Here is a 22475-nt window from a genome sequence, read left to right as displayed (position 1 = left end):
AAGGAGTCCTCTCCTGTGCGACCGGGCCTCTTTGTGTGGGTTCTGTCGCTTCCGATCCCTTAAGTTGGAGATCGGCGGGGCACGACAGGACGGAAGAAACGGGTTGATGTCCGAGATGAACGCAGACAGCCGTACGAAGCTCAACCGGACCGCGGAGTGGCTGGCACTCGGCAAGCACCGGGAGGAATTCGGGCAGACGCATCTGCGGGAGCTGTTCGAGGAGAATCCCGGCCGCGGGACCGACTACACACTGCGGGTCGGGGACCTGCACATCGACTACTCGAAGCACCTCGTGACCGACGAGACGCTGACGCTGCTGCGCGAACTGGCCGCGGCGACCGGCGTGGCCGAGCTCCGCGAGGCGATGTTCCGCGGTGAGAAGATCAACACCACCGAGGACCGGGCGGTCCTGCACACCGCCCTGCGCGCGCCGAAGGACGCCGTCGTCGAAGTGGACGGCGAGAACGTCGTCCCCGGCGTGCACGCGGTCCTCGACAAGATGGCGGCCTTCTCCGACCAGGTCAGGTCGGGGGCGTGGACCGGCTTCACCGGACAGCGCATCAGGAACGTCGTCAACATCGGCATCGGCGGCTCCGACCTCGGTCCGGCGATGGCGTACGAGGCCCTGCGCGCCTTCACCGACCGCACGCTGACCGTGCGCTTCGTGTCCAACGTGGACGGCGCCGACCTGCACGAGGCCGTACGGGACCTCGACCCGGCCGAGACGCTGTTCATCATCGCCTCCAAGACGTTCACCACCATCGAGACCATCACCAACGCCGAATCGGCCCGGGAGTGGCTGCTGGCCGGGCTGGGCGGCGACCAGGCGGCGGTGGCACGGCACTTCGTCGCGCTGTCCACCAACGCCGAGAAGGTCACCGGATTCGGCATCGATCCGGCCAACATGTTCGAGTTCTGGGACTGGGTCGGCGGACGCTACTCCTTCGACTCGGCCATCGGGCTCTCCCTGATGATCGCGATCGGTCCGGACTCCTTCCGCGAGCTGCTCGCCGGCTTCCACGCCATGGACCGGCACTTCCGCACGGCGCCGCCCGAGGAGAACGCCCCGCTGCTGCTGGGCCTGTTGGGCATCTGGTACGGGGCGTTCTTCGACGCCCAGTCGCACGCGGTGCTCCCGTACAGCCACTACCTCTCGCGCTTCACGGCCTACTTGCAGCAGCTGGAGATGGAGTCCAACGGCAAGTCCGTGGACCGCGAGGGCAATCCGGTCGAATGGCAGACCGGCCCGGTGGTGTGGGGCACGCCCGGCACCAACGGGCAGCACGCCTACTACCAGCTGATCCACCAGGGCACGAAGGTGATCCCCGCCGATTTCATCGGCTTCGCGCACCCGGTGGCGGAGCTCGGCACCGCCCTGGCGGCGCAGCACGACCTGCTGATGGCGAACTTCTTCGCGCAGACGCAGGCGCTGGCCTTCGGCAAGACGGCGCAGGAGGTGCGGGCGGAGGGCACCCCGGAGCCGCTGGTCCCGCACAAGACCTTCCAGGGCAACCACCCGACGACCACCATCCTGGCCGGCGAGCTCACCCCGGGCGTGCTGGGCCAGCTGATCGCGCTGTACGAGCACAAGGTGTTCGTCCAGGGCGCGGTGTGGAACATCGACTCCTTCGACCAGTGGGGCGTGGAGCTCGGCAAGGTCCTCGCCAAGCGGGTGGAGCCGGCGCTGACGCAGGGCGCGGAGGTACCGGGCCTGGACGCCTCCACGAAGGCCCTGGTGGCCACGTACCGGAAGCTGCGCGGCCGTAGCTGAGGCCTGTTCGCGTACGGACGGCAGAGCGCCCCGCACCTTCGAGGTGCGGGGCGCTCGGCCGTTTCCGTCCGTACTAGGCGGAGGCGGGCGGGTACATCCCGGCGGGGAGTTTGGCCGCCGCCGTGCGGTCCAGGAGCCACAGGGTGCGGGAGCGGCCGTAGGCCTCCGCGGCCGGGGCCTGGACCCCGCCCGCGCCGCCGAGGGCGATGGAGACCGCGCCGGCCTTGTCCTCGCCCGCGGCCAGCAGCCAGACCTCACGGGCCGCCCGGATGGCCGGGAGGGTCAGCGAGATCCGGGTCGGCGGGGGCTTCGGGGCGCCGTGCACGCCGACGACCGTACGCTCGGTCTCGCGCGCCGCGGGGTGCTCCGGGAACAGGGAGGCCACGTGGGTGTCCGGGCCCACGCCCAGCATCAGCACGTCGAAGCGGGGGACCGGGCCGTGGTCCTCCGGGCCGGCCGCCCGCGCGAGCTCGGCGGCGTACGAGGCCGCCGCCGCGTCCACGTCGGGCCCGTACGGGCCGTCCGAGGCCGGCATGACGTGGACCCTGGCCGGGTCCACGGGCACGGCGTCCAGGAGGGCCGCGCGGGCCTGGGTGTGGTTGCGCTCGGGGTCGTCGGCGGGGACGTACCGCTCGTCGCCCCACCACAGGTCCAGCCGGGCCCAGTCGACGGCGTCCCGGGCCGGGGCTGCGGCGAGCGCGGCGAGGAGGCCGTTGCCGTTGCGGCCGCCGGTGAGGACCACGGATGCGGTGCCGCGGGCCGTCTGTGCGTCCACGATCTTCGTGATGAGCCGGGCCGCTGCGGCCTGGGCCATCAGCTCCTTGTCCCGGTGGACGACGACCTGGGGAGTCGTCATACCCATGTGCTGCCGCCTTGTCGGTAGTTCGGGTGCGCGTGCGGTGCCGCTGCGCGGAGCCGGTCCCCTACCCGCCCTTCCACCGTTCCCTGGGGCTCCGCCCCAGACCCCGCTCCTCAAACGCCGGAGGGGCTATCTGTAGCCTCGCCGGCGTTTGAGGCGCGGGGGTCCGGGGGCGGAGCCCCCGGTTTCGGGAAGGGGCGGGGTGGGGGAGGCCCCGCGCAGCGGTCCGTTACTTGGTCGCGGCCTTCTTGGCCGGCTTGGGGGCCGGCTTCGGGGTCGCCGGGGCGGACTCCTCGGCGTCGGGCTTGGCCGCGGCCGGGGCTGCCGCCTGGGCGGCGGGCGGCTCCAGGCGGGACACGCCGAACTTCAGCGAGGACTCGTACGTGTTGTCCGGGTCCAGGCGGCGGAGTTCCTCCGCCAGGAGCTCGGCCGTGTCGCGCCGCTTCAGCGCCACCGCACGGTCCGGCTGCCCCGGCATGCACAGCGTGGCCAGGGACCCGTCCGCCCGGTCCAGGACGATCGAGCCGTCCTTGGTCTCCAGCCGTACGGCCGTCAGACCCGGGCCCGCCGACAGCGTGCGCCGGACCGGCACGCCGAGCCGGTCCGCCAGCCACATGGCCAGCAGTTCGCAGCTCGGGTTGTCGCCCTCGCCCTCCACGGTCGCGGAGGTGACCTTCAGGGCCTGCTGGTCCAGCGCGGCCGCCAGCATCGAGCGCCACGGGGTGATCCGGGTCCAGGACAGGTCCGTGTCCCCGGGGGCGTAGGACGAAGCCCGCGCCGCGAGTGCCCCGATCGGCTCCTCGCAGGAGTACGTGTCCGTGATCCGGCGCTGCCCGAGCGCACCCAGCGGGTCACCCGCCAGGTCCGACGGAGCACCCTCGGGCCACCAGACGACCACCGGGGCGTCCGGCAGCAGGAGCGGGAGAACCACCGACTGGGCGTGGTCGACCAGTTCGCCGTGAAGGCGGAGCACAACCGTTTCGCCGGTGCCGGCGTCCGCCCCGACGCGGACTTCCGCGTCGAGACGGGCGTCACGGCGGCTGCGCGGCGAGCGGCTGACCCGCTTGATGACGACGACGATCCGCGAGGGGTGTTCGTGGGACGCGTCGTTCGCCGACTTGAGCGCGTCGTACGCGTTCTCCTCGTCGGTCACGATCACCAGCGTGAGGACCATGCCGATGGCCGGCGTGCCGATGTCCCGGCGTGCCTGCACCATCGCGGCATTGATCTTGCTGGAGTTGGTCTCCGTGAGGTCGATCTTCATGGCCGGCGCCAGCTCCGTCCGTCTCGTGCGAGCATCTCGTCCGCCTCGACCGGCCCCCAGGTGCCCGCCGGGTACTGCGCGGGCTTGCCGTGCTTGTCCCAGTACTCCTCGATCGGGTCGAGGATGTTCCAGGACAGCTCGACCTCCTGGTGGCGCGGGAAGAGGTTCGCGTCGCCGAGGAGGACGTCGAGGATGAGCCGCTCGTAGGCCTCCGGGCTCGACTCCGTGAAGGACTCGCCGTAGGCGAAGTCCATCGTGACGTCCCGGACCTCCATGGAGGTGCCCGGAACCTTGGAGCCGAAGCGCACCGTCACGCCCTCGTCCGGCTGGACCCGGATGACCAGGGCGTTCTGCCCCAGCTCCTCGGTCGCGCCCGACTCGAACGGCAGGTACGGGGCCCGCTTGAAGACCACCGCGATCTCCGTCACCCGGCGGCCCAGGCGCTTGCCCGTCCGCAGGTAGAAGGGGACGCCCGCCCAGCGGCGGTTGTTGATCTCCAGGCGGATGGCCGCGTAGGTGTCGGTCTTCGACTTGGGGTCGATGCCGTCCTCTTCGAGGTACCCGACGACCTTCTCGCCGCCCTGCCACGCCGCCGCGTACTGGCCGCGCACGGTGTGCTTGCCCAGGTCCTCCGGCAGCTGCACGGCCGTCAGGACCTTCAGCTTCTCGGCCACCAGCGCCTTGGGGTGGAAGGAGCCGGGCTCCTCCATCGCGGTCAGCGCCAGCAGCTGGAGCAGGTGGTTCTGGATGACGTCACGGGCCGCGCCGATGCCGTCGTAGTAGCCCGCCCGGCCGCCGATGCCGATGTCCTCGGCCATGGTGATCTGCACGTGGTCGACGTACGACCGGTTCCAGATCGGCTCGAACATGGTGTTGGCGAAGCGGAGCGCCAGGATGTTCTGGACGGTCTCCTTGCCGAGGTAGTGGTCGATCCGGAAGACCTCGTCCCGCGGGAAGACCTCGTGGACGACCTTGTTGAGCTCCTCGGCGCTCTTCAGGTCGTGGCCGAAGGGCTTCTCGATGACGGCACGCCGCCAGGAGCCCTCCTTCTGCGCCAGACCGTGGTCCTTGAGCTGCTGGACCACCTTGGGGAAGAACTTCGGGGGGACGGACAGGTAGAAGGCGAAGTTGCCGCCGGTGCCCTGCGCCTTGTCCAGCTCCTCGATCGTCGCCTTCAGGGTCTCGAAGGCGGCGTCGTCGTCGAAGTTGCCCTGCACGAACCGGCAGCCCTGCACCAGCTGCTGCCAGACCTCCTCGCGGAAGGGCGTGCGCGAGTGCTCCTTGACGGCCTCGTACACCTCCTGCGCGAAGTCCTCGTGCTCCCACTCGCGGCGGGCGAACCCGATGAGCGAGAAGCCCGGCGGGAGCAGACCGCGGTTGGCCAGGTCGTAGACGGCAGGCATCAGCTTCTTGCGCGACAGGTCACCCGTAACGCCGAAAATGACCAGGCCGGACGGCCCCGCGATGCGCGGGAGCCGCCGGTCCTGTGCGTCACGAAGCGGGTTCGCTCCGTTTACAGACAAGGTGTTCAGGCCTCCGTGGGGGCGAGGCGCTCGAGCTCCGCCTCGGTCGACTTCAGCAGGTCGTTCCAGGACGCCTCGAACTTCTCGACGCCCTCGTCTTCGAGCAGCTGCACCACATCGTCGTACGAGATGCCCAGCTTCGCGACCGCGTCGAGCTCGGCGCGGGCCTGCTCGTAGGTGCCGCGCACGGTGTCACCCGTGATCTGCCCGTGGTCCGCGGTGGCCTCCAGGGTGGCCTCCGGCATGGTGTTCACCGTGTTCGGGGCGACCAGGTCGTCCACGTACAGGGTGTCCTTGTACGCCGGGTCCTTGACGCCCGTCGAGGCCCACAGCGCACGCTGCTTGTTGGCGCCGACGCGCTCCAGGGCGGTCCAGCGGTCCGAGGCGAAGACCTCCTCGTACGCCTCGTAGGCCAGACGGGCGTTGGCGAGCGCCGCCTTGCCCTTGAGGGCCTTCGCCTCGTCGGTGCCGACGGAGTCCAGGCGCTTGTCGATCTCGGTGTCCACGCGGGACACGAAGAAGGAGGCGACCGAGTGGATCAGGGAGAGGTCCAGGCCGGCGGCCTTGGCCTTCTCCAGACCCGCCAGGTACGCGTCCATGACCTCGCGGTAGCGCTCCAGCGAGAAGATCAGCGTGACGTTGACGCTGATGCCCTTGCCGATGACCTCGGTGATCGCCGGCAGGCCGGCCTTGGTCGCCGGGATCTTGATGAGCGTGTTCGGGCGGTCCACCAGCCAGGCCAGCTGCTTGGCCTCGGCGACGGTCGCCGCGGTGTCGTGGGCCAGACGGGGGTCGACCTCGATCGACACGCGGCCGTCCTGGCCGTCGGTGCGGTCGTAGACCGGGCGCAGGATGTCGGCGGCGTCGCGGACGTCCGCCGTGGTGATCATGCGCAGGGCCTCTTCCACGGTGACCTTGCGGGTCGCGAGGTCGGTGAGCTGCTGCTCGTAGCCCTCGCCGCCGCTGATCGCCTTCTGGAAGATCGCCGGGTTGGTGGTGACACCGACCACGTGCGACTGGTCGATGAGCTCCGCCAGGTTGCCCGACGTGATGCGCTTGCGGGACAGGTCGTCCAGCCAGATCGCCACGCCCTCGTCGGAGAGGCGCTTGAGTGCGTCTGTCATGGGAATTGCATCTCCTACTGGTCTTGTACCGGCGTCAGCGGGCGGCGGCGGACAGAGAGTCCTTGGCGGCTGCGGTCACGGCCTCGGCGGTGAAGCCGAACTCGCGGAACAGCACCTTCGCGTCGGCGGAGGCACCGAAGTGCTCCAGCGACACGATCCGGCCCGCGTCGCCGACGTAACGGTGCCAGGTCAGGCCGATGCCGGCCTCGACCGCGACTCGCGCCTTGACGGAGGGCGGCAGGACGCTGTCCTTGTACGCCTGGTCCTGCTCCTCGAACCACTCGACGGACGGCATCGACACCACGCGGGCCGGGATGCCCTCGGCCTGCAGCGCCTCGCGGGCGGCCACGGCGAGCTGCACCTCGGAGCCGGTGCCGATGAGGACGACCTGCGCGTCGCCGCCTTCCGCCTCGAACAGCACGTAACCGCCCTTGGCGGCGTTCTCGTTGCGCTCGTACGTCGGGACGCCCTGGCGGGTGAGCGCCAGACCGTGCGGGGCGCCCTTGCCGAACACCTTGGTGTGGCGCTTGAGGATCTCGCGCCAGGCGACGGCGGTCTCGTTCGCGTCGGCCGGACGGACCACGTTCAGGCCCGGGATGGCGCGCAGCGAGGCCAGGTGCTCGACCGGCTGGTGGGTCGGGCCGTCCTCGCCGAGGCCGATGGAGTCGTGCGTCCACACGTACGTCACCGGAAGGTGCATCAGCGCGGACAGGCGGACGGCGTTGCGCATGTAGTCGGAGAACACCAGGAAGGTGCCGCCGTAGATGCGGGTGTGGCCGTGCAGCGCGATGCCGTTCATGGCGGCGGCCATGGCGTGCTCGCGGATGCCGAAGTGGATGGTGCGGCCGTACGGGTCGGCCTCCGGCAGCGGGTTGCCCTTCGGCAGGAACGAGGAGTTCTTGTCGATGGTGGTGTTGTTGGAGCCGGCCAGGTCGGCCGAGCCGCCCCACAGCTCCGGGATGACGGCGCCGAGCGCCTGGAGCACCTTGCCGGAGGCGGCGCGGGTGGCGACGCCCTTGCCGGCCTCGAAGACGGGGAGCTCGTCCTCCCAGCCCGCGGGCAGCTCGTTGGAGTTGACGCGGTCGAACTCGGCGGCGCGCTCCGGGTTGGCGGTGCGCCAGGCGGAGAAGTCCTTCTCCCATGCGGCGCGGGCCTCGCGGCCGCGGTCGCCGAGGGCGCGGGTGTGCGCGATGACCTCGTCGGAGACCTCGAAGGTCTGCTCCGGGTCGAAGCCGAGGACGCGCTTGGTGGCCGCGACCTCGTCGTCGCCGAGCGCCGAGCCGTGCGAGGCCTCGGTGCCCTGGGCGTGCGGGGCCGGCCAGGCGATGATCGAGCGGGCGGCGATGAAGGAGGGGCGCTCCGTCTCGGCCTTGGCGGCCTGGAGGGCGGCGAACAGGGCCTTCGGGTCGAGGTCGCCGTTCTCCTGCTGCTCGACGCGCTGGACGTGCCAGCCGTACGCCTCGTAGCGCTTCAGGGTGTCCTCGGAGACGGCGGTCTCCGTGTCACCCTCGATGGAGATGTGGTTGTCGTCCCAGAGGAGGACGAGGTTGCCCAGCTTCTGGTGGCCGGCCAGCGCGGACGCCTCGTGGGAGATGCCCTCCTGGAGGCAGCCGTCGCCCGCGATCGCGTAGACCATGTGGTCGAACGGGGAGGCGCCCGGGGCGGCCTCCGGGTCGAACAGGCCGCGCTCGTAGCGGGCGGCCATGGCCATGCCCACCGCGTTGGCGATGCCCTGGCCCAGCGGGCCGGTGGTGGTCTCGACCGCGGCCGTGTGGCCGTACTCGGGGTGGCCGGGGGTCTTGGAGCCCCAGGTGCGGAACGCCTTGAGGTCGTCCAGCTCCAGGCCGAAGCCGCCGAGGTACAGCTGGGTGTAAAGGGTGAGGGACGAGTGCCCCGCGGAGAGCACGAAGCGGTCGCGGCCCACCCACTCGTGGTCCGCCGGGTCGTGCCGCATCACCTTCTGGAAGAGGGTGTACGCGGCGGGGGCCAGGCTCATCGCCGTACCGGGGTGGCCGTTTCCGACCTTCTGGACCGCGTCAGCGGCCAGGATGCGGGCGGTGTCGACGGCCCGCTGGTCCAGTTCGGTCCACTCGAGCTCTGTGGTGGTCGGCTTGGTGCTCACCGTGGGTCAGGGCTCCTCTCCACATGTCTGTTACCCGGTGACGAACGGTGCACCGGCGCGATTCCGAGCCTACCCCCGCAACGGCGTGCAGCTATTCGAGTGCCCACAGTCCGTCACCGCGTCGGCAGCCGGTGTTCACCTGCCCGCCCCCGGTCCGATCGGCCCAACACGAAGCGACCCCCGCGCGGGGCGACGTAAGCGCAACGTCTAGAGTGGCGTGGTACGTGCAAGCCTTTAGCGGGCCTTCATTCCTTGTGGGGCCTGAGTCGGAGCTTGCTGGATTCTCTGTCAGGGGTGTGCGTGACGGCCGTCGAATCCCGTCCAGCGGCGGTGCTCGGGACGAGCCCCGGTCACCGGCCGTTCGGGGCCCGGGCCATGGCTTTCGTGGCTTTGACCAAGCCTCGGATCATCGAACTTCTGCTGATCACCACAGTGCCGGTGATGTTCCTCGCCGAGCAGGGCGTGCCCTCGCTGTGGCTGGTCCTCGCCACCTGCTTCGGCGGCTACCTGTCCGCGGGCGGCGCCAACGCGCTGAACATGTACATCGACCGCGACATCGACGCGTTGATGGACCGGACCTCGCAGCGCCCTCTGGTGACCGGCATGGTGAGCCCGCGCGAGTGCCTGGTCTTCGGCATCACGCTCGGCGTGGTCTCCACCCTCTTCTTCGGCCTGCTGATCAACTGGCTGTCGGCCGCCCTCGCGCTCGGCGCGCTCCTCTTCTACGTCGTGGTCTACACGATGCTGCTGAAGCGGCGCACCGCCCAGAACATCGTCTGGGGCGGCATCGCGGGCTGCATGCCGGTGCTCATCGGCTGGTCCGCCGTCAAGAACGAGGTCTCCTGGGCCGCGGTCATCCTCTTCCTCGTCATCTTCTTCTGGACGCCGCCGCACTACTGGCCGCTGTCGATGAAGGTGAAGGAGGACTACGCGCGTGTCGGCGTGCCGATGCTGCCGGTCGTGGCCGGGAACAAGGCCGTGGCCCGTCAGATCGTCCTCTACAGCTGGGTGATGGTGGCGGTCTCGCTGCTGCTGACCCCGCTGGGGTACACCGGCTGGTTCTACACGGCGGTCGCGCTGCTGTCGGGCGGCTGGTGGCTGTGGGAGGCGCACGCGCTGCACGCGCGGGCCAAGGCGGGGGTGACGGGCGCGAAGCTCAAGGAGATGCGGCTGTTCCACTGGTCGATCACCTACGTGTCGCTGCTCTTCGTGGCCGTGGCCGTGGATCCCTTCCTCCGTTGATTACTCACCGGTAGCATGCCGTCCATGGCAGACACCACCGCGGACACCGCAGACAAGAAGCAGGACCGGAAGGCCGCGAAGCTGGCCAAGCAGATCGGCGCGTTCGCCAGGCAGCACGGCGGCGCCGAGGGCCAGCTCGCCCACATCGGCCAGGCCGGCACCCGCATCGTGCTCGTCGGCACGGACGGCGGCTGGGGCGACCTGGTGGCCCCGACCTTCGCCGTGGCGCAGCGGGCCGCCGAGAAGGCCGGCCTGACCCTCCACGAGGAGTTCGACGGGGAGTTCGCCGCGCGCGTGCGGACCGGTCCGTACGAGTGGTCGCGGATGGCGGGCATCCAGCTGGGCGGCGCCGGGAACCCGCCGGCCTGAGGCCCCCAGGTGGTTGCTCGGTCAACAGCGCGAGCAACACCTCACACCCCGCTCACCCGTTAGGACGTGTGGAAGCCCCTTCCCACGTCCGCAACGGGATGCCCGGATGATCGAAACGCCGCCCCTGGTGGACCAGTACTGCCACGGATTCCTCCGTACGGAGCTGGGCCTGGGCACCTTCGAGGCCCAGCTGATCCGCTCGGCCGGCCCGCCCGCCCCGGGCACCACCTTCTTCGACACCCAGACCGGGTTCGCGGTGCGCCGCTGGTGCCCGCCGCTGCTCGGGCTGGAGCCGCACGCCGCCCCCGCCCGCTATCTGGCCCGGCGGCGCGAGCTGGGCGCGGCCGAGTCTGCGCGTCGGCTCCTGCGGGGCTCCGGGGTCGGCGCCTACCTGGTCGACACGGGCGTGCCCGGGGACCTCGCCGGGCCCAAGGAGCTGGCGCTGGCCGCCGACGCCGAGGCCTTCGAGACGGTCCGGCTGGAATTACTGGCCGAGCAGGCCGCCGACACCTCCGGGACGGTGCCCGCCTTCCTCGCCAACCTCGCCGAAGCCGTGCACCACGCCGCCACCGGGGCCACCGCCTTCACCTGCGGCGCGCCCGCGGGAGCCGCCGCCGCCCTCGCCCCCGAGCCGCCCGGTCCGGGCGAGGTGGGCGGTGCGGCCGGGCGGTGGCTGGCCCGGCGGACCCGGGGCGGGGCCGTCGCGGACCCCGTACTCCTGCGGCACCTGGTGTGGAGCGCGGTGGCGTCCGGGCTGCCGCTCCAGCTGCACACCGGCGAGGGCGATCCGGCCCCGCTGACGGATTTCGTACGCGCCACCGCGGGCCGGGGTACGCGGCTGGTCCTGCTCGGCGGGTACCCGTACCACCGGCACACGGCGCGGCTGGCCGCGGCCTTCCCGCACGTGTACGCCGACGCCGGCGCGGCCCTCGGGCCGACGGGGGCGCGGGCCGAGGCGGTCCTGGCCGAGTCGCTGGAGCTCGCGCCGTTCGGGAAGCTGCTGTTCTCCAGCGGCGGCCGGCGGCTGCCCGAACTGCACGCGGTGGGCGCCCTGGTGTTCCGCCGGGCGCTGGGCGGCGTGCTGGGCGGCTGGGTCGCCGAGGGGTCCTGGACCTGGCGGGACGCGGACCGGGTCGCCGCCATGGTCGCGGCGGGCAATGCCCGCCGCGTCTACCGGCTGGACGAGCGGGCGTGACGCCGGGCCCCCGGAGGCGGGGAGCCGGGCGTCTAGACGGCGGAGAGCTGGGCGTCGCCCTGGACCGGGATGTCCACCTGCCCGGCCGGCCGCTCGCGCAGGCTCAGCGCGAGGCGGAGCACCGAGATCCACACGAGGCAGGAGCCGAGCATGTGGGTGGCGACGAGCACCTCGGGCAGCTGGGTGAAGAACTGCACGTAGCCGATGGCGCCCTGGACGAGCAGCACGATCAGCAGGTCGCGGGCGCGGGCCCGGGTGTCGGCGGGGGCGTCCACCACCCGCAGCACCAGCCACATCGCGAGGGCGAGCGCGCAGACCAGCCAGGCGGAGACGGCGTGCACGTGGGCGGTGGCCGCCCAGTCGAACGGCATCCGCTTGATCTCGCTCTTGTCACCGGCGTGCGGGCCGGAGCCGGTCACGACCGTGCCCGCCGCGATCAGCACCAGGGTGGTGGCGATCAGGGCCCAGGACAGCTTGCGCACCGGGCCGGGCACGCGCGGCCGCGGATCGTCGTCGCCCTCACGGGTGCGCTGCCAGGAGACGGTGGTGACCGCGATCAGGGCGGTGGCGAGCAGGAAGTGCCCGGCGACGCTGTACGGGTTGAGCCCGGTCAGGACGGTGATGCCGCCGAGGACCGCATTGCCCATCACGAGCGCGAACTGGAGCCAGCCGAGCTTCGTCAGCGAGCGCCGCCACGGCGTGGCCGAGCGGGCCGCGAGGATGAACCAGCCGACTGCCGCGCAGAGCACGTAGGTCAGCATCCGGTTGCCGAACTCGATGGCCCCGTGGAAGCCCTGGGCCTGCGTCACGACGAGGCTGTCGTCGGTGCACTTGGGCCAGGTGTCGCAGCCGAGACCGGATCCGGTCAGCCGCACCGCGCCACCGGTGACGATGATGGCCACGCTCATCAGGAGTGCGGCGGACGCGGCCCGCCGGACGGTCCGGGGTGAGGGCGTCCAGCGGTCGGCGATGTATGCGAATGGGTTCAACACGGCCCCTATCGTAGGCGCCGCCTTGTGCAAAGTTTCACGAGGGGGTGCCCGCTGGTGCGTCGGGGCCGGAGACGAGGCGGAACCTGGCCCCGGCCGGGTCGCCCTCCGCGTGCCACCACAGGTGGATCCGCCAGTGGCCGCCGGCGCCGGGGTACTGCGCCGAGCCCGTGAACCCCCGTACCAATTCGGCCCCTACGTCCTCCGCCGTCCGGTTCCTCACCTCTGTCGCGCTGTGCCACGGATGGTCCTGTACGGTCCACAGCCCGTCGGGGCCGCGCACCTCGACGCGCCACACCGCGAGCCAGGGGGTCACCTCCAGCATCGTGCGCACCTGCTCGGCGCCCAGGTGCAGCCGGGCGGCGATCCCGGGCTCCGTCACGCCCTGGACGCGGGCGGCCACCACGGCCTGGGGCAGCAGCCGTTCGGGCAGCAGCCCCTGGGTGCGCAGGCTCACCAGGGAGTCGAAGGCCAGGAAGCGCAGGCGCAGTTCCAGCTGGTGGCCGATGTGGTCGAGGGCCTCCTCGGCCTCCTCGGAGGCCTCGGCGCCGGGGTCCGCGAGCAGCAGCTGCCGGAAGTCCGACTCGGCGTCCACCGCCCAGGCCACCGCCTCCTCGGCGAAACCCAGCTCCGCGAGGCGGTCGCCGAGGAACACCTTGGCCTGGGCCAGGCCCCTGCGGTTGACCGGATCGTGCTGGTCCAGCCCCGCCCACACCCCGACCGCGGTGCGCGTCAGGTCGCGGGCGCGCTCGCCGGCGGCCCGCTCCATGGCACTGGGCCCCTCACTGCCGGCCGGGCCCAGGGGATACCTCGGCAGCCGGTCCCCGTCGCTCAGCGGCCAGGACAGCCACACCCCGTGGTTGATCAGCCCGCGGGCGTACCAGCGGGCGAACTCGGGGGAGTAGGCGGCCGCGCGCTCGGAGCTGCGCAGCCCCTCCTCGATGGTGGCGAGGGCGCTCGCACGGTCCCCCTCGGCGAAGCGCAGGGCGGCGCGGTCGGCGAGGCGCAGACCCAGCCGGGCGGTGCACTCCGGGTCGCCCGGGTGGCCGCGCAGGGCGCCGATCAGCTCGTCGAGCAGCCGCTCACGGTCCTCAGGCTCCGCGTGCGCGGCCCCCGCGCGCACCCGTGCCCACTGTTCGTCCAGCCGCAGAACGGCCTCTCGCTGCGCCATGCCCGCCCCCCGGCTTCGTGGTCCGCGCACCCCATGGGTCAAGGCGTCCATAGTCGCGGGAGAGCCGATCCCAGCGGAAGGGATTCACTCCCAGCGGAACAGGCGCGCCGCGGCGCCCAGCCCCAGTACGGACCACATCGCGAGCACGGCCGCGTCGCCCCAGGGCAGCGCGGCCCCGTGCTGGAGGACCTCGCGCAGGCCGTCGGACAGGGCCGAGATCGGCAGCAGCTCCAGCGCGGAGCGCACCGCGTCCGGGAACTTCTCCAGCGGCACGATCACCCCGCCGCCGACCAGCAGCAGCAGGAAGACCAGGTTCGCGGCGGCCAGGGTCATCTCGGCCTTGAGGGTGCCCGCCATCAGCAGCCCCAGCCCGGAGAACGCGGCGGTGCCGAGCAGCAGCAGCGCGGCCACGGAGAGGGGGTTCCCGTGCGGGGTCCAGCCCAGCGCGAAGGCGATCACCGTCAGCAGGGCGACCTGGAGCACCTCGGTGACCAGCACGGACAGGGTCTTGGCGGCCATCAGCGCCCAGCGCGGCAGTGGGGAGGCCCCGAGCCGCTTGAGGACCCCGTAGCGGCGGTCGAAGCCGGTGGCGATGGCCTGGCCGGTGAAGGCGGTGGACATCACGGCGAGCGCGAGGACGCCGGGGGCCAGGAAGTCCACGGACTTCTCCGCCCCCGTGTCGACGATGTCGACCGCGGAGAAGAGGGTCAGCAGCAGGGCCGGGATGATCACGGTCAGCAGCAGCTGCTCCCCGTTGCGCAGCAGCATCCTGGTCTCCAGGGCCGTCTGCGCGAGGATCATGCGGGAGACGGGGGCCGCTCCCGGGCTGGGGGTGAACGTGCCGGCGCTCATGCGCGCAGCTCCTTACCGGTCAGTTCCAGGAACACGTCTTCGAGGGTGTGCCGCTCCACCGTGAGGCTGTCCGGCATCACCCCGTGCTGGGCGCACCAGGAGGCGACGGTGGCCAGCAACTGCGGGTGCACGTCGCCGGTGACCCGGTAGACGCCCGGGGTGAGCTCCGCGGCCCGGGTGCCGTCGGGGAGCGCCTTCAGCAGCGAGGCCAGGTCGAGGGAGGGGCGGCCGGTGAACCGCAGGGTGTTCTCCGCGCCGCCCCGGCACAGCTGCTCGGGGCTGCCGTGGACGATGACCCTGCCCGCGTCCACGATGGCGACCTCGTCCGCGAGCTGCTCGGCCTCGTCCATGTGGTGGGTGGTGAGGACGACGGTGACCCCGTCGGCGCGCAGTTCCCGTACGAGGTCCCAGGTCGCGCGGCGGGCCTGCGGGTCCAGACCGGCGGTGGGCTCGTCCAGGAAGACCAGCTCGGGGCGGCCGACCACGGCCATGGCCAGGGCCAGGCGCTGCTGCTGGCCGCCGGAGAGCCGGCGGTAGACGGTGCGGCCGCAGCCGCCGAGGCCGAGGCGTTCCACCAGGGCGTCGACGTCGAGCGGGTCGGCGTAGAGCCTGGCCATGTGGCGCAGCATCTCGACGGCGCGGGCGCCGGAGTAGACGCCGCCGGACTGGAGCATCACCCCGACGCGCGGGCGCAGCGCCCCGGCCTGGGCGACGGGGTCGAGGCCGAGGACGCGGACGGTGCCGGCGTCGGGGCGGTGGTAGCCCTCGCAGGTCTCCACCGTGGTCGTCTTGCCCGCGCCGTTGGGACCGAGGACCGCGGTGACGGAGGCCCTCCGTACGGTGAGGTCCAGGCCGTCCACCGCGGTCTTGGCGCCGTACCGCTTCACCAGTCCGCGGATCTCCACGGCGGGGTCGTTGCTCATGGGGGTTGAGTCTACGGAGCCCGTGGAGGGCTCACGGATCCCGGGGTGAAGGGGCCGGGATGGGCTCGGTCGGGCCCTTTCGTGTCACGCTCGGTTCTCACGGATTCGAACGCCGCGTCGGAAATACGGCTCTTTTCGATCCGATGGTCCTGGACGGGGCGGCCGGTTTCGGTGATCTTTTCCGGAACCCGTTGTTCGCCGCGTCCAGAAACGCGGTGGGCGGAGGTTTGCTGGTGGGAGCGTTTTACGGGTTCACCGAAGGCGCCCGGCGCGAGTGCGGAGCGTTCCCCTCCGGATAACTCTGCGTGGATAAATTAGGTAACCCTTAGTGATAGAGGCCACCGTGGGTGGCGTCCGTCACGGCTTGTCGGGGCGCGATTAATTACGCAACAATGGCGTTGTGAAATACGGCGAACGGCAGAACGAGGCCCCCCAGGGGGAGCTCGCCACCGGGGAGCGGTCAACCCGCAACCGCGTGGCGCGCTCGATCCTGGACCACGGCCCGTCCACCGTCGCCGACCTCGCCCAGCGCCTCGGCCTCACCCAGGCCGCCGTCCGCCGCCACCTCGACACGCTCGTCGCCGACGACGTGGTCGAAGCCCGTGAGCAGCGCGTGTACGGGGCGCGGACCCGAGGTCGGCCCGCCAAGGTCTTCGCGCTGACCGACTGTGGCCGGGACGCCTTCGACCAGTCCTACGACACGCTCGCCGCGGACGCCCTGCGCTGGATCGCGCAGTCCGTCGGCGGAGGCGAGCAGGGAGAGGCGGCGGTCGCCGCATTCGCCCGGTCGCGGATGGAAACGCAGGCCCGCGGCTACCGGGAGGCCGTCGAGGCGGCCGCCCCGGCGGACCGCACGGAGGCCCTGGCCAAGGCGTTGACCGCCGACGGGTACGCTGCTACGGCGAAGAGCGCTCCCGGTCCGCACAGCGGTGAACAGCTCTGCCAGCACCACTGCCCGGTCGCACACGTCGCCGAGCAGTTCCCGCAGCTCTGCGAGGCGGAGACCGAGGTCTTCTCCCGCCTGCTCGGGACGCATGTGCAGCGACTCGCCACGATCGCCCACGGCGACGGGGTGTGCACGACGTTCATTCCGCGCAGCGCGAGCGCCACACAGACCGACACATCAGTATCTGCAAGTACGGCCGGGAGGAACCCCGCATGACCACGGAGACCGCTCACCCTGAGCTCGATGGCCTGGGCACCTATGAATACGGCTGGGCCGACTCCGACGCGGCCGGTGCCGCTGCCAAGCGGGGTCTGTCCGAGGACGTCGTCCGCGACATCTCGGCGAAGAAGTCCGAGCCGGAGTGGATGCTGAACCTCCGCCTCAAGGGCCTCAAGCTCTTCGACAAGAAGCCCATGCCGATGTGGGGCTCCGACCTCTCGGGCATCGACTTCGACAACATCAAGTACTTCGTGCGCTCCACCGAGAAGCAGGCCGCTTCCTGGGAGGAACTGCCCGAGGACATCAAGAACACCTACGACAAGCTCGGCATCCCGGAGGCGGAGAAGCAGCGCCTCGTCGCCGGTGTCGCGGCCCAGTACGAGTCCGAGGTCGTCTACCACCAGATCCGCGAGGACCTGGAGGAGCAGGGCGTGATCTTCCTCGACACGGACACCGCGCTCAAGGAGCACCCGGAGCTCTTCCAGGAGTACTTCGGCACGGTCATCCCGGTCGGTGACAACAAGTTCGCCTCGCTGAACACCGCCGTGTGGTCGGGCGGCTCGTTCATCTACGTCCCCAAGGGTGTCCACGTGGACATCCCGCTCCAGGCCTACTTCCGTATCAACACGGAGAACATGGGCCAGTTCGAGCGGACGCTGATCATCGTCGACGAGGACGCCTACGTCCACTACGTCGAGGGCTGTACCGCCCCGATCTACTCCTCGGACTCGCTGCACAGCGCCGTCGTCGAGATCATCGTGAAGAAGGGCGGCCGCTGCCGCTACACGACCATCCAGAACTGGTCGAACAACGTCTACAACCTGGTCACCAAGCGCGCCGTGGCGTACGAGGGCGCGACCATGGAGTGGATCGACGGCAACATCGGTTCCAAGGTCACCATGAAGTACCCGGCCGTCTACCTGATGGGCGAGCACGCCAAGGGCGAGACCCTGTCCATCGCCTTCGCGGGCGAGGGCCAGCACCAGGACGCCGGATCCAAGATGGTCCACATGGCGCCGAACACCTCCTCGAACATCGTCTCCAAGTCGGTGGCGCGAGGCGGCGGCCGCACCTCCTACCGAGGCCTGGTCGAGATCGGCGAGGGCGCCGCGGGTTCGAAGTCCAACGTGCTGTGTGACGCGCTGCTCGTGGACACCATCTCCCGCTCGGACACGTACCCCTACGTGGACGTCCGCGAGGACGACGTGACGATGGGCCACGAGGCCACCGTCTCCAAGGTCTCCGACGACCAGCTCTTCTACCTGATGCAGCGCGGCCTCACCGAGTTCGAGGCCATGGCCATGATCGTGCGCGGCTTCGTCGAGCCGATCGCGAAGGAGCTGCCGATGGAGTACGCGCTGGAGCTCAACCGGCTGATCGAGCTGCAGATGGAGGGCTCGGTCGGTTAGTCCCGGCCCCCGCCCCGCAGCACATTCATAGACGTAGGAAGAGAGCAAGACGACAGCCATGGCTGAGGCTCAGAACATTCCGGCGGGCTCCACCACCGCCGGCGCGATCGCGGTGGCCGCCGAGTCCACCGTCGCCACCCGGATGAGTGCGCCCCCGTCCTTCGACGTGGCCGACTTCCCGGTCCCGAACGGCCGCGAGGAGGAGTGGCGCTTCACGCCGCTCGCCCGCCTCAAGGGCCTGCACGACGGCACCGCGGTCGCCAACGGAACCATGAAGGCCCAGATCGACGCCCCCGAGGGCGTCACGGTCGAGTCGGTCGAGCGCGGCGACGAGCGGATCGGCAAGGCCGGCACGCCCGTCGACCGGGTCTCCGCCCAGGCCTTCTCCTCGTTCGCCAAGGCCACGGTCGTCACCGTGCCCAAGGAGACCGTGCTCGCCGAGCCGATCCGCGTCGCGCTGCACGGCGAGGGCGGGACGACCTTCGGTCACACCGTCTTCGACATCAAGCCGTTCGCCGAGGCGATCATCGTGATCGACCACACCGGTGACGGCGTGCGCGCCGCCAACGTCGACATCCTCGTCGGCGACGGCGCCAAGGTGACCTTCGTGTCGGTCCAGGACTGGGACGACACCGCTGTCCACACCTCGCAGCACAACGCCCTCGTCGGCCGCGACGCGAGCTTCAAGTCCGTGGTCGTCACCTTCGGCGGCGACCTGGTCCGCCTGCACCCGCGCGTCAGCTACGCCGGCCCCGGCGGCGAGGCCGAGATGCTGGGTCTGTACTTCACGGACGCCGGCCAGCACCAGGAGCACCGCCTCCTGGTCACGCACGACGCCCCGCACTGCAAGTCGAACGTGGTCTACAAGGGCGCGCTCCAGGGCCAGGACGCCCACGCCGTCTGGATCGGTGACGTGCTCATCGAGAAGACCGCCGAGGGCACCGACACCTACGAGATGAACCGCAACCTCGTCCTCACGGACGGCGCGCGGGTCGACTCGGTGCCGAACCTGGAGATCGAGACCGGCGAGATCGTAGGCGCCGGCCACGCCTCCGCGACCGGCCGCTTCGACGACGAGCAGCTCTTCTACCTGCAGGCCCGCGGCATCCCGGCCGACGAGGCCCGCCGCCTGGTCGTGCGCGGCTTCTTCGCCGAGCTCGTCCAGCAGATCGGTGTCGCGGACATCGAGGAGCGCCTGATCGCGAAGATCGAGGCCGAACTGGCGGCGGCTGTCTGATGACCTACGTCAAGGCCTGTGCGCTGAGCGAGCTCGAAGAGAACACCCCCAAGCGGGTGGAGCTCGACGGCACGCCGGTGTCCATCGTCTCCACCGAGGGGGAGGTGTTCGCGATCAACGACATCTGCTCGCACGCGAACGTCTCGCTCTCGGAGGGCGAGGTCGAGGACTGCATGATCGAGTGCTGGCTGCACGGGTCGGCCTTCGACCTGCGCACCGGCAAGCCCTCCGGTCTGCCCGCGACGCGACCCGTCCCCGTATACCCCGTAAAGATCGAAGGAGACGACGTGCTCGTCTCCCTCACCCAGGAGTCCTGAGGTATCCATGGCAACGCTTGAAATCCACGACCTGCACGTCTCCGTCGAGGCCGAGAACGGCGCCCGCGAGATCCTCAAGGGCGTCGACCTCACCGTCAAGCAGGGTGAGACGCACGCCATCATGGGTCCGAACGGCTCCGGCAAGTCCACGCTGGCGTACTCGCTGGCCGGTCACCCGAAGTACACGATCACCGGCGGCACGGTGACCCTCGACGGCGAGGACGTCCTCGAGATGTCCGTCGACGAGCGCGCCCGCGCCGGCGTCTTCCTCGCCATGCAGTACCCGGTCGAGGTCCCCGGCGTCTCGGTCTCCAACTTCCTGCGCACCTCCGCCACCGCCATCCGCGGCGAGGCCCCCAAGCTGCGCACCTGGGTGAAGGAGGTCAAGTCCGCGATGGAGCAGCTCCAGATGGACCCGGCCTTCGCCGAGCGCAACGTGAACGAGGGCTTCTCCGGCGGTGAGAAGAAGCGCCATGAGATCCTCCAGCTGGAGCTCCTCAAGCCGAAGATCGCGATCCTCGACGAGACCGACTCCGGCCTCGACGTCGACGCCCTGCGCATCGTCTCCGAGGGCGTCAACCGCGTCCGCGAGACCGGTGAGGTCGGCACCCTGCTGATCACCCACTACACGCGCATCCTGCGCTACATCAAGCCCGACTTCGTGCACGTGTTCGCGAACGGCCGCATCGCCGAGTCCGGCGGCGCCGAGCTCGCCGACCAGCTCGAGGCCGAGGGCTACGACAAGTACGTGAAGGGTGGCGCGACCGCGTGACACAGCTGCCTGGCCTCCTCGACACCGAGGCGATCCGCAAGGACTTCCCCCTTCTGGATCGTGTGGTCCACGACGGGAAGAAGATCGTTTACCTGGACAACGCGGCGACTTCGCAGAAGCCGCGCCAGGTGCTCGACGCGCTGAACGAGTACTACGAGCAGCACAACGCCAACGTCCACCGCGGCGTGCACGTGCTCGCCGAGGAGGCCACGGCGCTGTACGAGGGCGCTCGCGACAAGGTCGCCGCCTTCATCAACGCACCGAGCCGCGACGAGGTGATCTTCACCAAGAACGCCTCGGAGTCGCTCAACCTCGTCGCGAACATGCTCGGCTGGGCCGACGAGCCCTACCGGGTCGACCGCGAGACCGAGATCGCCATCACGGAGATGGAGCACCACTCCAACATCGTGCCGTGGCAGCTGCTCGCGCAGCGCACCGGCGCGAAGCTGAAGTGGTTCGGCCTCACCGACGACGGCCGGCTCGACCTGTCCAACATCGAAGAGGTCATCACGGAGAAGACGAAGATCGTCTCCTTCACGCTGGTCTCCAACATCATGGGCACGGTCAACCCGGTCGAGGCGATCGTCCGGCGTGCCCAGGACGTCGGCGCCCTGGTGCTGATCGATGCCTCCCAGGCCGCTCCGCACATGCCGCTGGACGTGCAGGCGCTCGGCGCCGACTTCGTGGCCTTCACCGGCCACAAGATGTGCGGCCCGACCGGCATCGGCGTCCTGTGGGGCCGCCAGGAGCTCCTGGAGGACCTGCCTCCGTTCCTCGGCGGCGGCGAGATGATCGAGACCGTGTCGATGCACGCCTCGACCTACGCACCGGCGCCCCACAAGTTCGAGGCGGGTACGCCCCCGATCGCCCAGGCCGTCGGCCTCGGCGCGGCCGTGGACTACCTGACCGCGATCGGCATGGACAAGATCGCCGCGCACGAGCACGCGATCACCGAGTACGCGATCAAGCGCCTCTCCGAGGTGCCCGACCTGCGGATCATCGGCCCCACCACGGCCGAGGACCGCGGCGCGGCGATCTCCTTCGTACTCGGCGACATCCACCCGCACGACGTCGGTCAGGTGCTGGACGAGCAGGGCATCGCGGTCCGCGTGGGACACCACTGCGCGCGCCCCGTCTGCCTGCGCTACGGAATTCCGGCGACGACGCGAGCGTCTTTCTACCTGTACTCCTCTCCGGCCGATGTCGACGCACTCGTCGAGGGGCTGGAGCACGTACGGAACTTCTTCGGCTGACGGACGAGGCGACGAGGACGCAGTGAAGCTGGATTCGATGTACCAGGAACTGATCCTGGACCACTACAAGCACCCGCACGGGCGTGGCCTGCGCGACGGCGATGCCGAGGTGCACCACGTCAACCCGACGTGCGGCGACGAGATCACGCTGCGGGTGAAGTACGACGGCGAGACGCTCACCGACGTCTCCTACGAGGGCCAGGGCTGCTCCATCAGCCAGGCCAGCGCGTCCGTGCTGAACGAGCTGCTGGTCGGCAAGGACCTTGCCGAGGCGCGGAAGATCCAGGCTGTCTTCCTGGAGATGATGCAGTCCAAGGGCAAGATCGAACCCGACGAGGCGATGGAGGAGGTGCTGGAGGACGCGGTCGCGTTCGTCGGCGTCTCCAAGTATCCGGCGCGTGTGAAGTGTGCTCTCCTGAGCTGGATGGCGTGGAAGGACGCGACCGCCCAGGCACTGGGCGACGCGGAGAGGAAGACGGCATGACCGAGAACGCGACGCCCGAGGCGTCGATCAAGCCGGCCACCGAGGAAGAGGTCCGCGAGGCCCTCTACGACGTGGTCGACCCCGAGCTGGGCATCGACGTCGTCAACCTGGGCCTGATCTACGGCATCCACATCGACGACGCGAACATCGCCACCCTCGACATGACGCTGACCTCGGCGGCCTGCCCGCTGACGGACGTCATCGAGGACCAGGCGAAGTCGGCGACGGACGGCATCGTCAGCGAACTTCGCATCAACTGGGTCTGGATGCCCCCGTGGGGCCCGGACAAGATCACGGACGACGGCCGTGAGCAGCTGCGCGCGCTCGGCTTCAACGTCTGATCGGTCCTCGCCGGTCTGCCGTATCTGTACGGCCCCCTGTGCTCCCGGCACGGGGGGCCGTGCTGTTTGCTGTTCGCCCCCACGACGCGGGGC

21 protein-coding genes are annotated in these 22475 nt (G+C 70.5%); 12 read left to right on the top strand and 9 right to left on the bottom strand.

The window, feature by feature from the left end; genetic code table 11:
* The first annotated feature begins 115 nt into the window (after positions 1-115).
* On the top strand, positions 116-1771 hold the full coding sequence (pgi, locus tag ACFTXQ_RS34485; RefSeq protein WP_382648968.1) for a glucose-6-phosphate isomerase: 1656 nt from the start codon (positions 116-118) through the stop codon (positions 1769-1771).
* A 73-nt stretch (positions 1772-1844) separates the two neighbouring features.
* Here the strand turns inward: pgi and pgl are convergent, their stop codons facing one another.
* The 5 genes from pgl to tkt form a co-directional block, all read right to left on the bottom strand.
* Entirely contained in the window at positions 1845-2627 is a 783-nt protein-coding gene (pgl, locus tag ACFTXQ_RS34480; protein ID WP_382648965.1) for a 6-phosphogluconolactonase, read from the bottom strand.
* A gap of 232 nt (positions 2628-2859) precedes the next feature.
* A complete protein-coding gene (gene opcA, locus ACFTXQ_RS34475; protein WP_382648960.1) occupies positions 2860-3894 on the bottom strand; it encodes a glucose-6-phosphate dehydrogenase assembly protein OpcA in 1035 nt (344 codons plus the stop codon).
* Entirely contained in the window at positions 3891-5417 is a 1527-nt protein-coding gene (zwf, locus tag ACFTXQ_RS34470; RefSeq protein WP_382648957.1) for a glucose-6-phosphate dehydrogenase, read from the bottom strand. Before zwf ends, opcA begins: the two co-directional genes overlap by 4 nt.
* Positions 5418-5422: 5 nt before the next feature.
* Positions 5423-6541 carry a transaldolase gene (gene tal, locus ACFTXQ_RS34465; RefSeq protein WP_382648954.1) on the bottom strand — a complete coding sequence of 373 codons (1119 nt, stop codon included), beginning with the start codon at positions 6539-6541 and terminating at the stop codon, positions 5423-5425.
* Between the two features lie 34 nt (positions 6542-6575).
* Positions 6576-8663: a transketolase gene (gene tkt, locus ACFTXQ_RS34460; protein ID WP_382648951.1), complete on the bottom strand. Its 2088-nt coding sequence runs from the start codon at positions 8661-8663 to the stop codon at positions 6576-6578.
* 294 nt (positions 8664-8957) lie between these two features.
* Between tkt and ACFTXQ_RS34455 the strand changes: the two genes are divergently transcribed.
* From ACFTXQ_RS34455 to ACFTXQ_RS34445, 3 genes are all read left to right on the top strand, one after another.
* Positions 8958-9905 (top strand): heme o synthase, encoded by a 948-nt coding sequence (locus tag ACFTXQ_RS34455; protein WP_382648963.1) that lies wholly within the window; start codon positions 8958-8960, stop codon positions 9903-9905.
* A 24-nt stretch (positions 9906-9929) separates the two neighbouring features.
* Complete coding sequence (locus ACFTXQ_RS34450; RefSeq protein WP_382648948.1) at positions 9930-10274, top strand: hypothetical protein; 345 nt, start codon at positions 9930-9932, stop codon at positions 10272-10274.
* 106 nt (positions 10275-10380) lie between these two features.
* Positions 10381-11469, top strand: coding sequence for an amidohydrolase family protein (locus tag ACFTXQ_RS34445; RefSeq protein ID WP_382648945.1), 1089 nt, complete (start codon positions 10381-10383; stop codon positions 11467-11469).
* A gap of 32 nt (positions 11470-11501) precedes the next feature.
* Here the strand turns inward: ACFTXQ_RS34445 and ACFTXQ_RS34440 are convergent, their stop codons facing one another.
* The 4 genes from ACFTXQ_RS34440 to ACFTXQ_RS34425 form a co-directional block, all read right to left on the bottom strand.
* Positions 11502-12491, bottom strand: a complete 990-nt coding sequence (locus ACFTXQ_RS34440; RefSeq protein WP_382648942.1) for a heme A synthase — start codon at positions 12489-12491, stop codon at positions 11502-11504.
* Positions 12492-12495: 4 nt separating this feature from the next.
* Positions 12496-13629: a hypothetical protein gene (locus tag ACFTXQ_RS34435; protein WP_382648940.1), complete on the bottom strand. Its 1134-nt coding sequence runs from the start codon at positions 13627-13629 to the stop codon at positions 12496-12498.
* 84 nt (positions 13630-13713) lie between these two features.
* Positions 13714-14481, bottom strand: coding sequence for an ABC transporter permease (locus ACFTXQ_RS34430; protein WP_382648937.1), 768 nt, complete (start codon positions 14479-14481; stop codon positions 13714-13716).
* Positions 14478-15404, bottom strand: coding sequence for an ABC transporter ATP-binding protein (locus ACFTXQ_RS34425; RefSeq protein WP_382648934.1), 927 nt, complete (start codon positions 15402-15404; stop codon positions 14478-14480). The genes ACFTXQ_RS34430 and ACFTXQ_RS34425 overlap by 4 nt, the downstream gene beginning before the upstream one ends.
* A gap of 400 nt (positions 15405-15804) precedes the next feature.
* Here ACFTXQ_RS34425 and ACFTXQ_RS34420 point away from each other — a divergent pair, with 400 nt between their 5' ends.
* Genes ACFTXQ_RS34420 through ACFTXQ_RS34385 form a run of 8 tightly spaced genes read left to right on the top strand, consistent with a single transcriptional unit; the run spans position 15805 to position 22382 of the window.
* Entirely contained in the window at positions 15805-16566 is a 762-nt protein-coding gene (locus ACFTXQ_RS34420; protein WP_382648931.1) for a helix-turn-helix transcriptional regulator, read from the top strand.
* Positions 16563-17978 carry a Fe-S cluster assembly protein SufB gene (gene sufB / locus ACFTXQ_RS34415; RefSeq protein WP_007263439.1) on the top strand — a complete coding sequence of 472 codons (1416 nt, stop codon included), beginning with the start codon at positions 16563-16565 and terminating at the stop codon, positions 17976-17978. The genes ACFTXQ_RS34420 and sufB overlap by 4 nt, the downstream gene beginning before the upstream one ends.
* Before the next feature lie 58 nt (positions 17979-18036).
* Entirely contained in the window at positions 18037-19215 is a 1179-nt protein-coding gene (gene sufD, locus ACFTXQ_RS34410; RefSeq protein WP_382648928.1) for a Fe-S cluster assembly protein SufD, read from the top strand.
* The gene (locus ACFTXQ_RS34405) at positions 19215-19532 is read left to right on the top strand and encodes a bifunctional 3-phenylpropionate/cinnamic acid dioxygenase ferredoxin subunit (protein ID WP_042820167.1); all 318 of its coding nucleotides are present in this window, start codon (positions 19215-19217) and stop codon (positions 19530-19532) included. Before sufD ends, ACFTXQ_RS34405 begins: the two co-directional genes overlap by 1 nt.
* Before the next feature lie 7 nt (positions 19533-19539).
* Complete coding sequence (gene sufC, locus ACFTXQ_RS34400) at positions 19540-20304, top strand: Fe-S cluster assembly ATPase SufC (RefSeq protein WP_053785807.1); 765 nt, start codon at positions 19540-19542, stop codon at positions 20302-20304.
* Positions 20301-21557: a cysteine desulfurase gene (locus ACFTXQ_RS34395; protein ID WP_382648925.1), complete on the top strand. Its 1257-nt coding sequence runs from the start codon at positions 20301-20303 to the stop codon at positions 21555-21557. Before sufC ends, ACFTXQ_RS34395 begins: the two co-directional genes overlap by 4 nt.
* A gap of 22 nt (positions 21558-21579) precedes the next feature.
* Positions 21580-22041 (top strand): Fe-S cluster assembly sulfur transfer protein SufU, encoded by a 462-nt coding sequence (gene sufU / locus ACFTXQ_RS34390; protein ID WP_382648922.1) that lies wholly within the window; start codon positions 21580-21582, stop codon positions 22039-22041.
* Positions 22038-22382 (top strand): metal-sulfur cluster assembly factor, encoded by a 345-nt coding sequence (locus ACFTXQ_RS34385; RefSeq protein WP_030009139.1) that lies wholly within the window; start codon positions 22038-22040, stop codon positions 22380-22382. The genes sufU and ACFTXQ_RS34385 overlap by 4 nt, the downstream gene beginning before the upstream one ends.
* Positions 22383-22475: the final 93 nt, after the last annotated feature.

Origin of the sequence: Streptomyces sp. NPDC057010, assembly GCF_042673805.1 — a bacterium.
In the GTDB taxonomy this organism is placed as follows: Bacteria; Actinomycetota; Actinomycetes; order Streptomycetales; family Streptomycetaceae; genus Streptomyces.
The sequence above is the reverse complement of the archived record's forward strand: the minus strand, read 5'-3'. Positions and strand labels throughout refer to the sequence as shown.

Excerpts from the sequence above, each read along its gene's own strand:
- ACFTXQ_RS34425 (WP_382648934.1), bottom strand. The coding sequence starts at position 15,404 with ATGAGCAACGACCCCGCCGTGGAGATCCGCGGACTGGTGAAGCGGTAC.
- ACFTXQ_RS34450 (WP_382648948.1), top strand. The coding sequence starts at position 9,930 with ATGGCAGACACCACCGCGGACACCGCAGACAAGAAGCAGGACCGGAAG.
- ACFTXQ_RS34435 (WP_382648940.1), bottom strand. The coding sequence starts at position 13,629 with ATGGCGCAGCGAGAGGCCGTTCTGCGGCTGGACGAACAGTGGGCACGG.
- pgi (WP_382648968.1), top strand. The coding sequence starts at position 116 with ATGAACGCAGACAGCCGTACGAAGCTCAACCGGACCGCGGAGTGGCTG.
- sufB (WP_007263439.1), top strand. The coding sequence starts at position 16,563 with ATGACCACGGAGACCGCTCACCCTGAGCTCGATGGCCTGGGCACCTAT.
- sufC (WP_053785807.1), top strand. The coding sequence starts at position 19,540 with ATGGCAACGCTTGAAATCCACGACCTGCACGTCTCCGTCGAGGCCGAG.
- opcA (WP_382648960.1), bottom strand. The coding sequence starts at position 3,894 with ATGAAGATCGACCTCACGGAGACCAACTCCAGCAAGATCAATGCCGCG.
- pgl (WP_382648965.1), bottom strand. The coding sequence starts at position 2,627 with ATGACGACTCCCCAGGTCGTCGTCCACCGGGACAAGGAGCTGATGGCC.
- ACFTXQ_RS34445 (WP_382648945.1), top strand. The coding sequence starts at position 10,381 with ATGATCGAAACGCCGCCCCTGGTGGACCAGTACTGCCACGGATTCCTC.
- tal (WP_382648954.1), bottom strand. The coding sequence starts at position 6,541 with ATGACAGACGCACTCAAGCGCCTCTCCGACGAGGGCGTGGCGATCTGG.
- ACFTXQ_RS34430 (WP_382648937.1), bottom strand. The coding sequence starts at position 14,481 with ATGAGCGCCGGCACGTTCACCCCCAGCCCGGGAGCGGCCCCCGTCTCC.
- ACFTXQ_RS34405 (WP_042820167.1), top strand. The coding sequence starts at position 19,215 with ATGACCTACGTCAAGGCCTGTGCGCTGAGCGAGCTCGAAGAGAACACC.
- ACFTXQ_RS34385 (WP_030009139.1), top strand. The coding sequence starts at position 22,038 with ATGACCGAGAACGCGACGCCCGAGGCGTCGATCAAGCCGGCCACCGAG.
- sufD (WP_382648928.1), top strand. The coding sequence starts at position 18,037 with ATGGCTGAGGCTCAGAACATTCCGGCGGGCTCCACCACCGCCGGCGCG.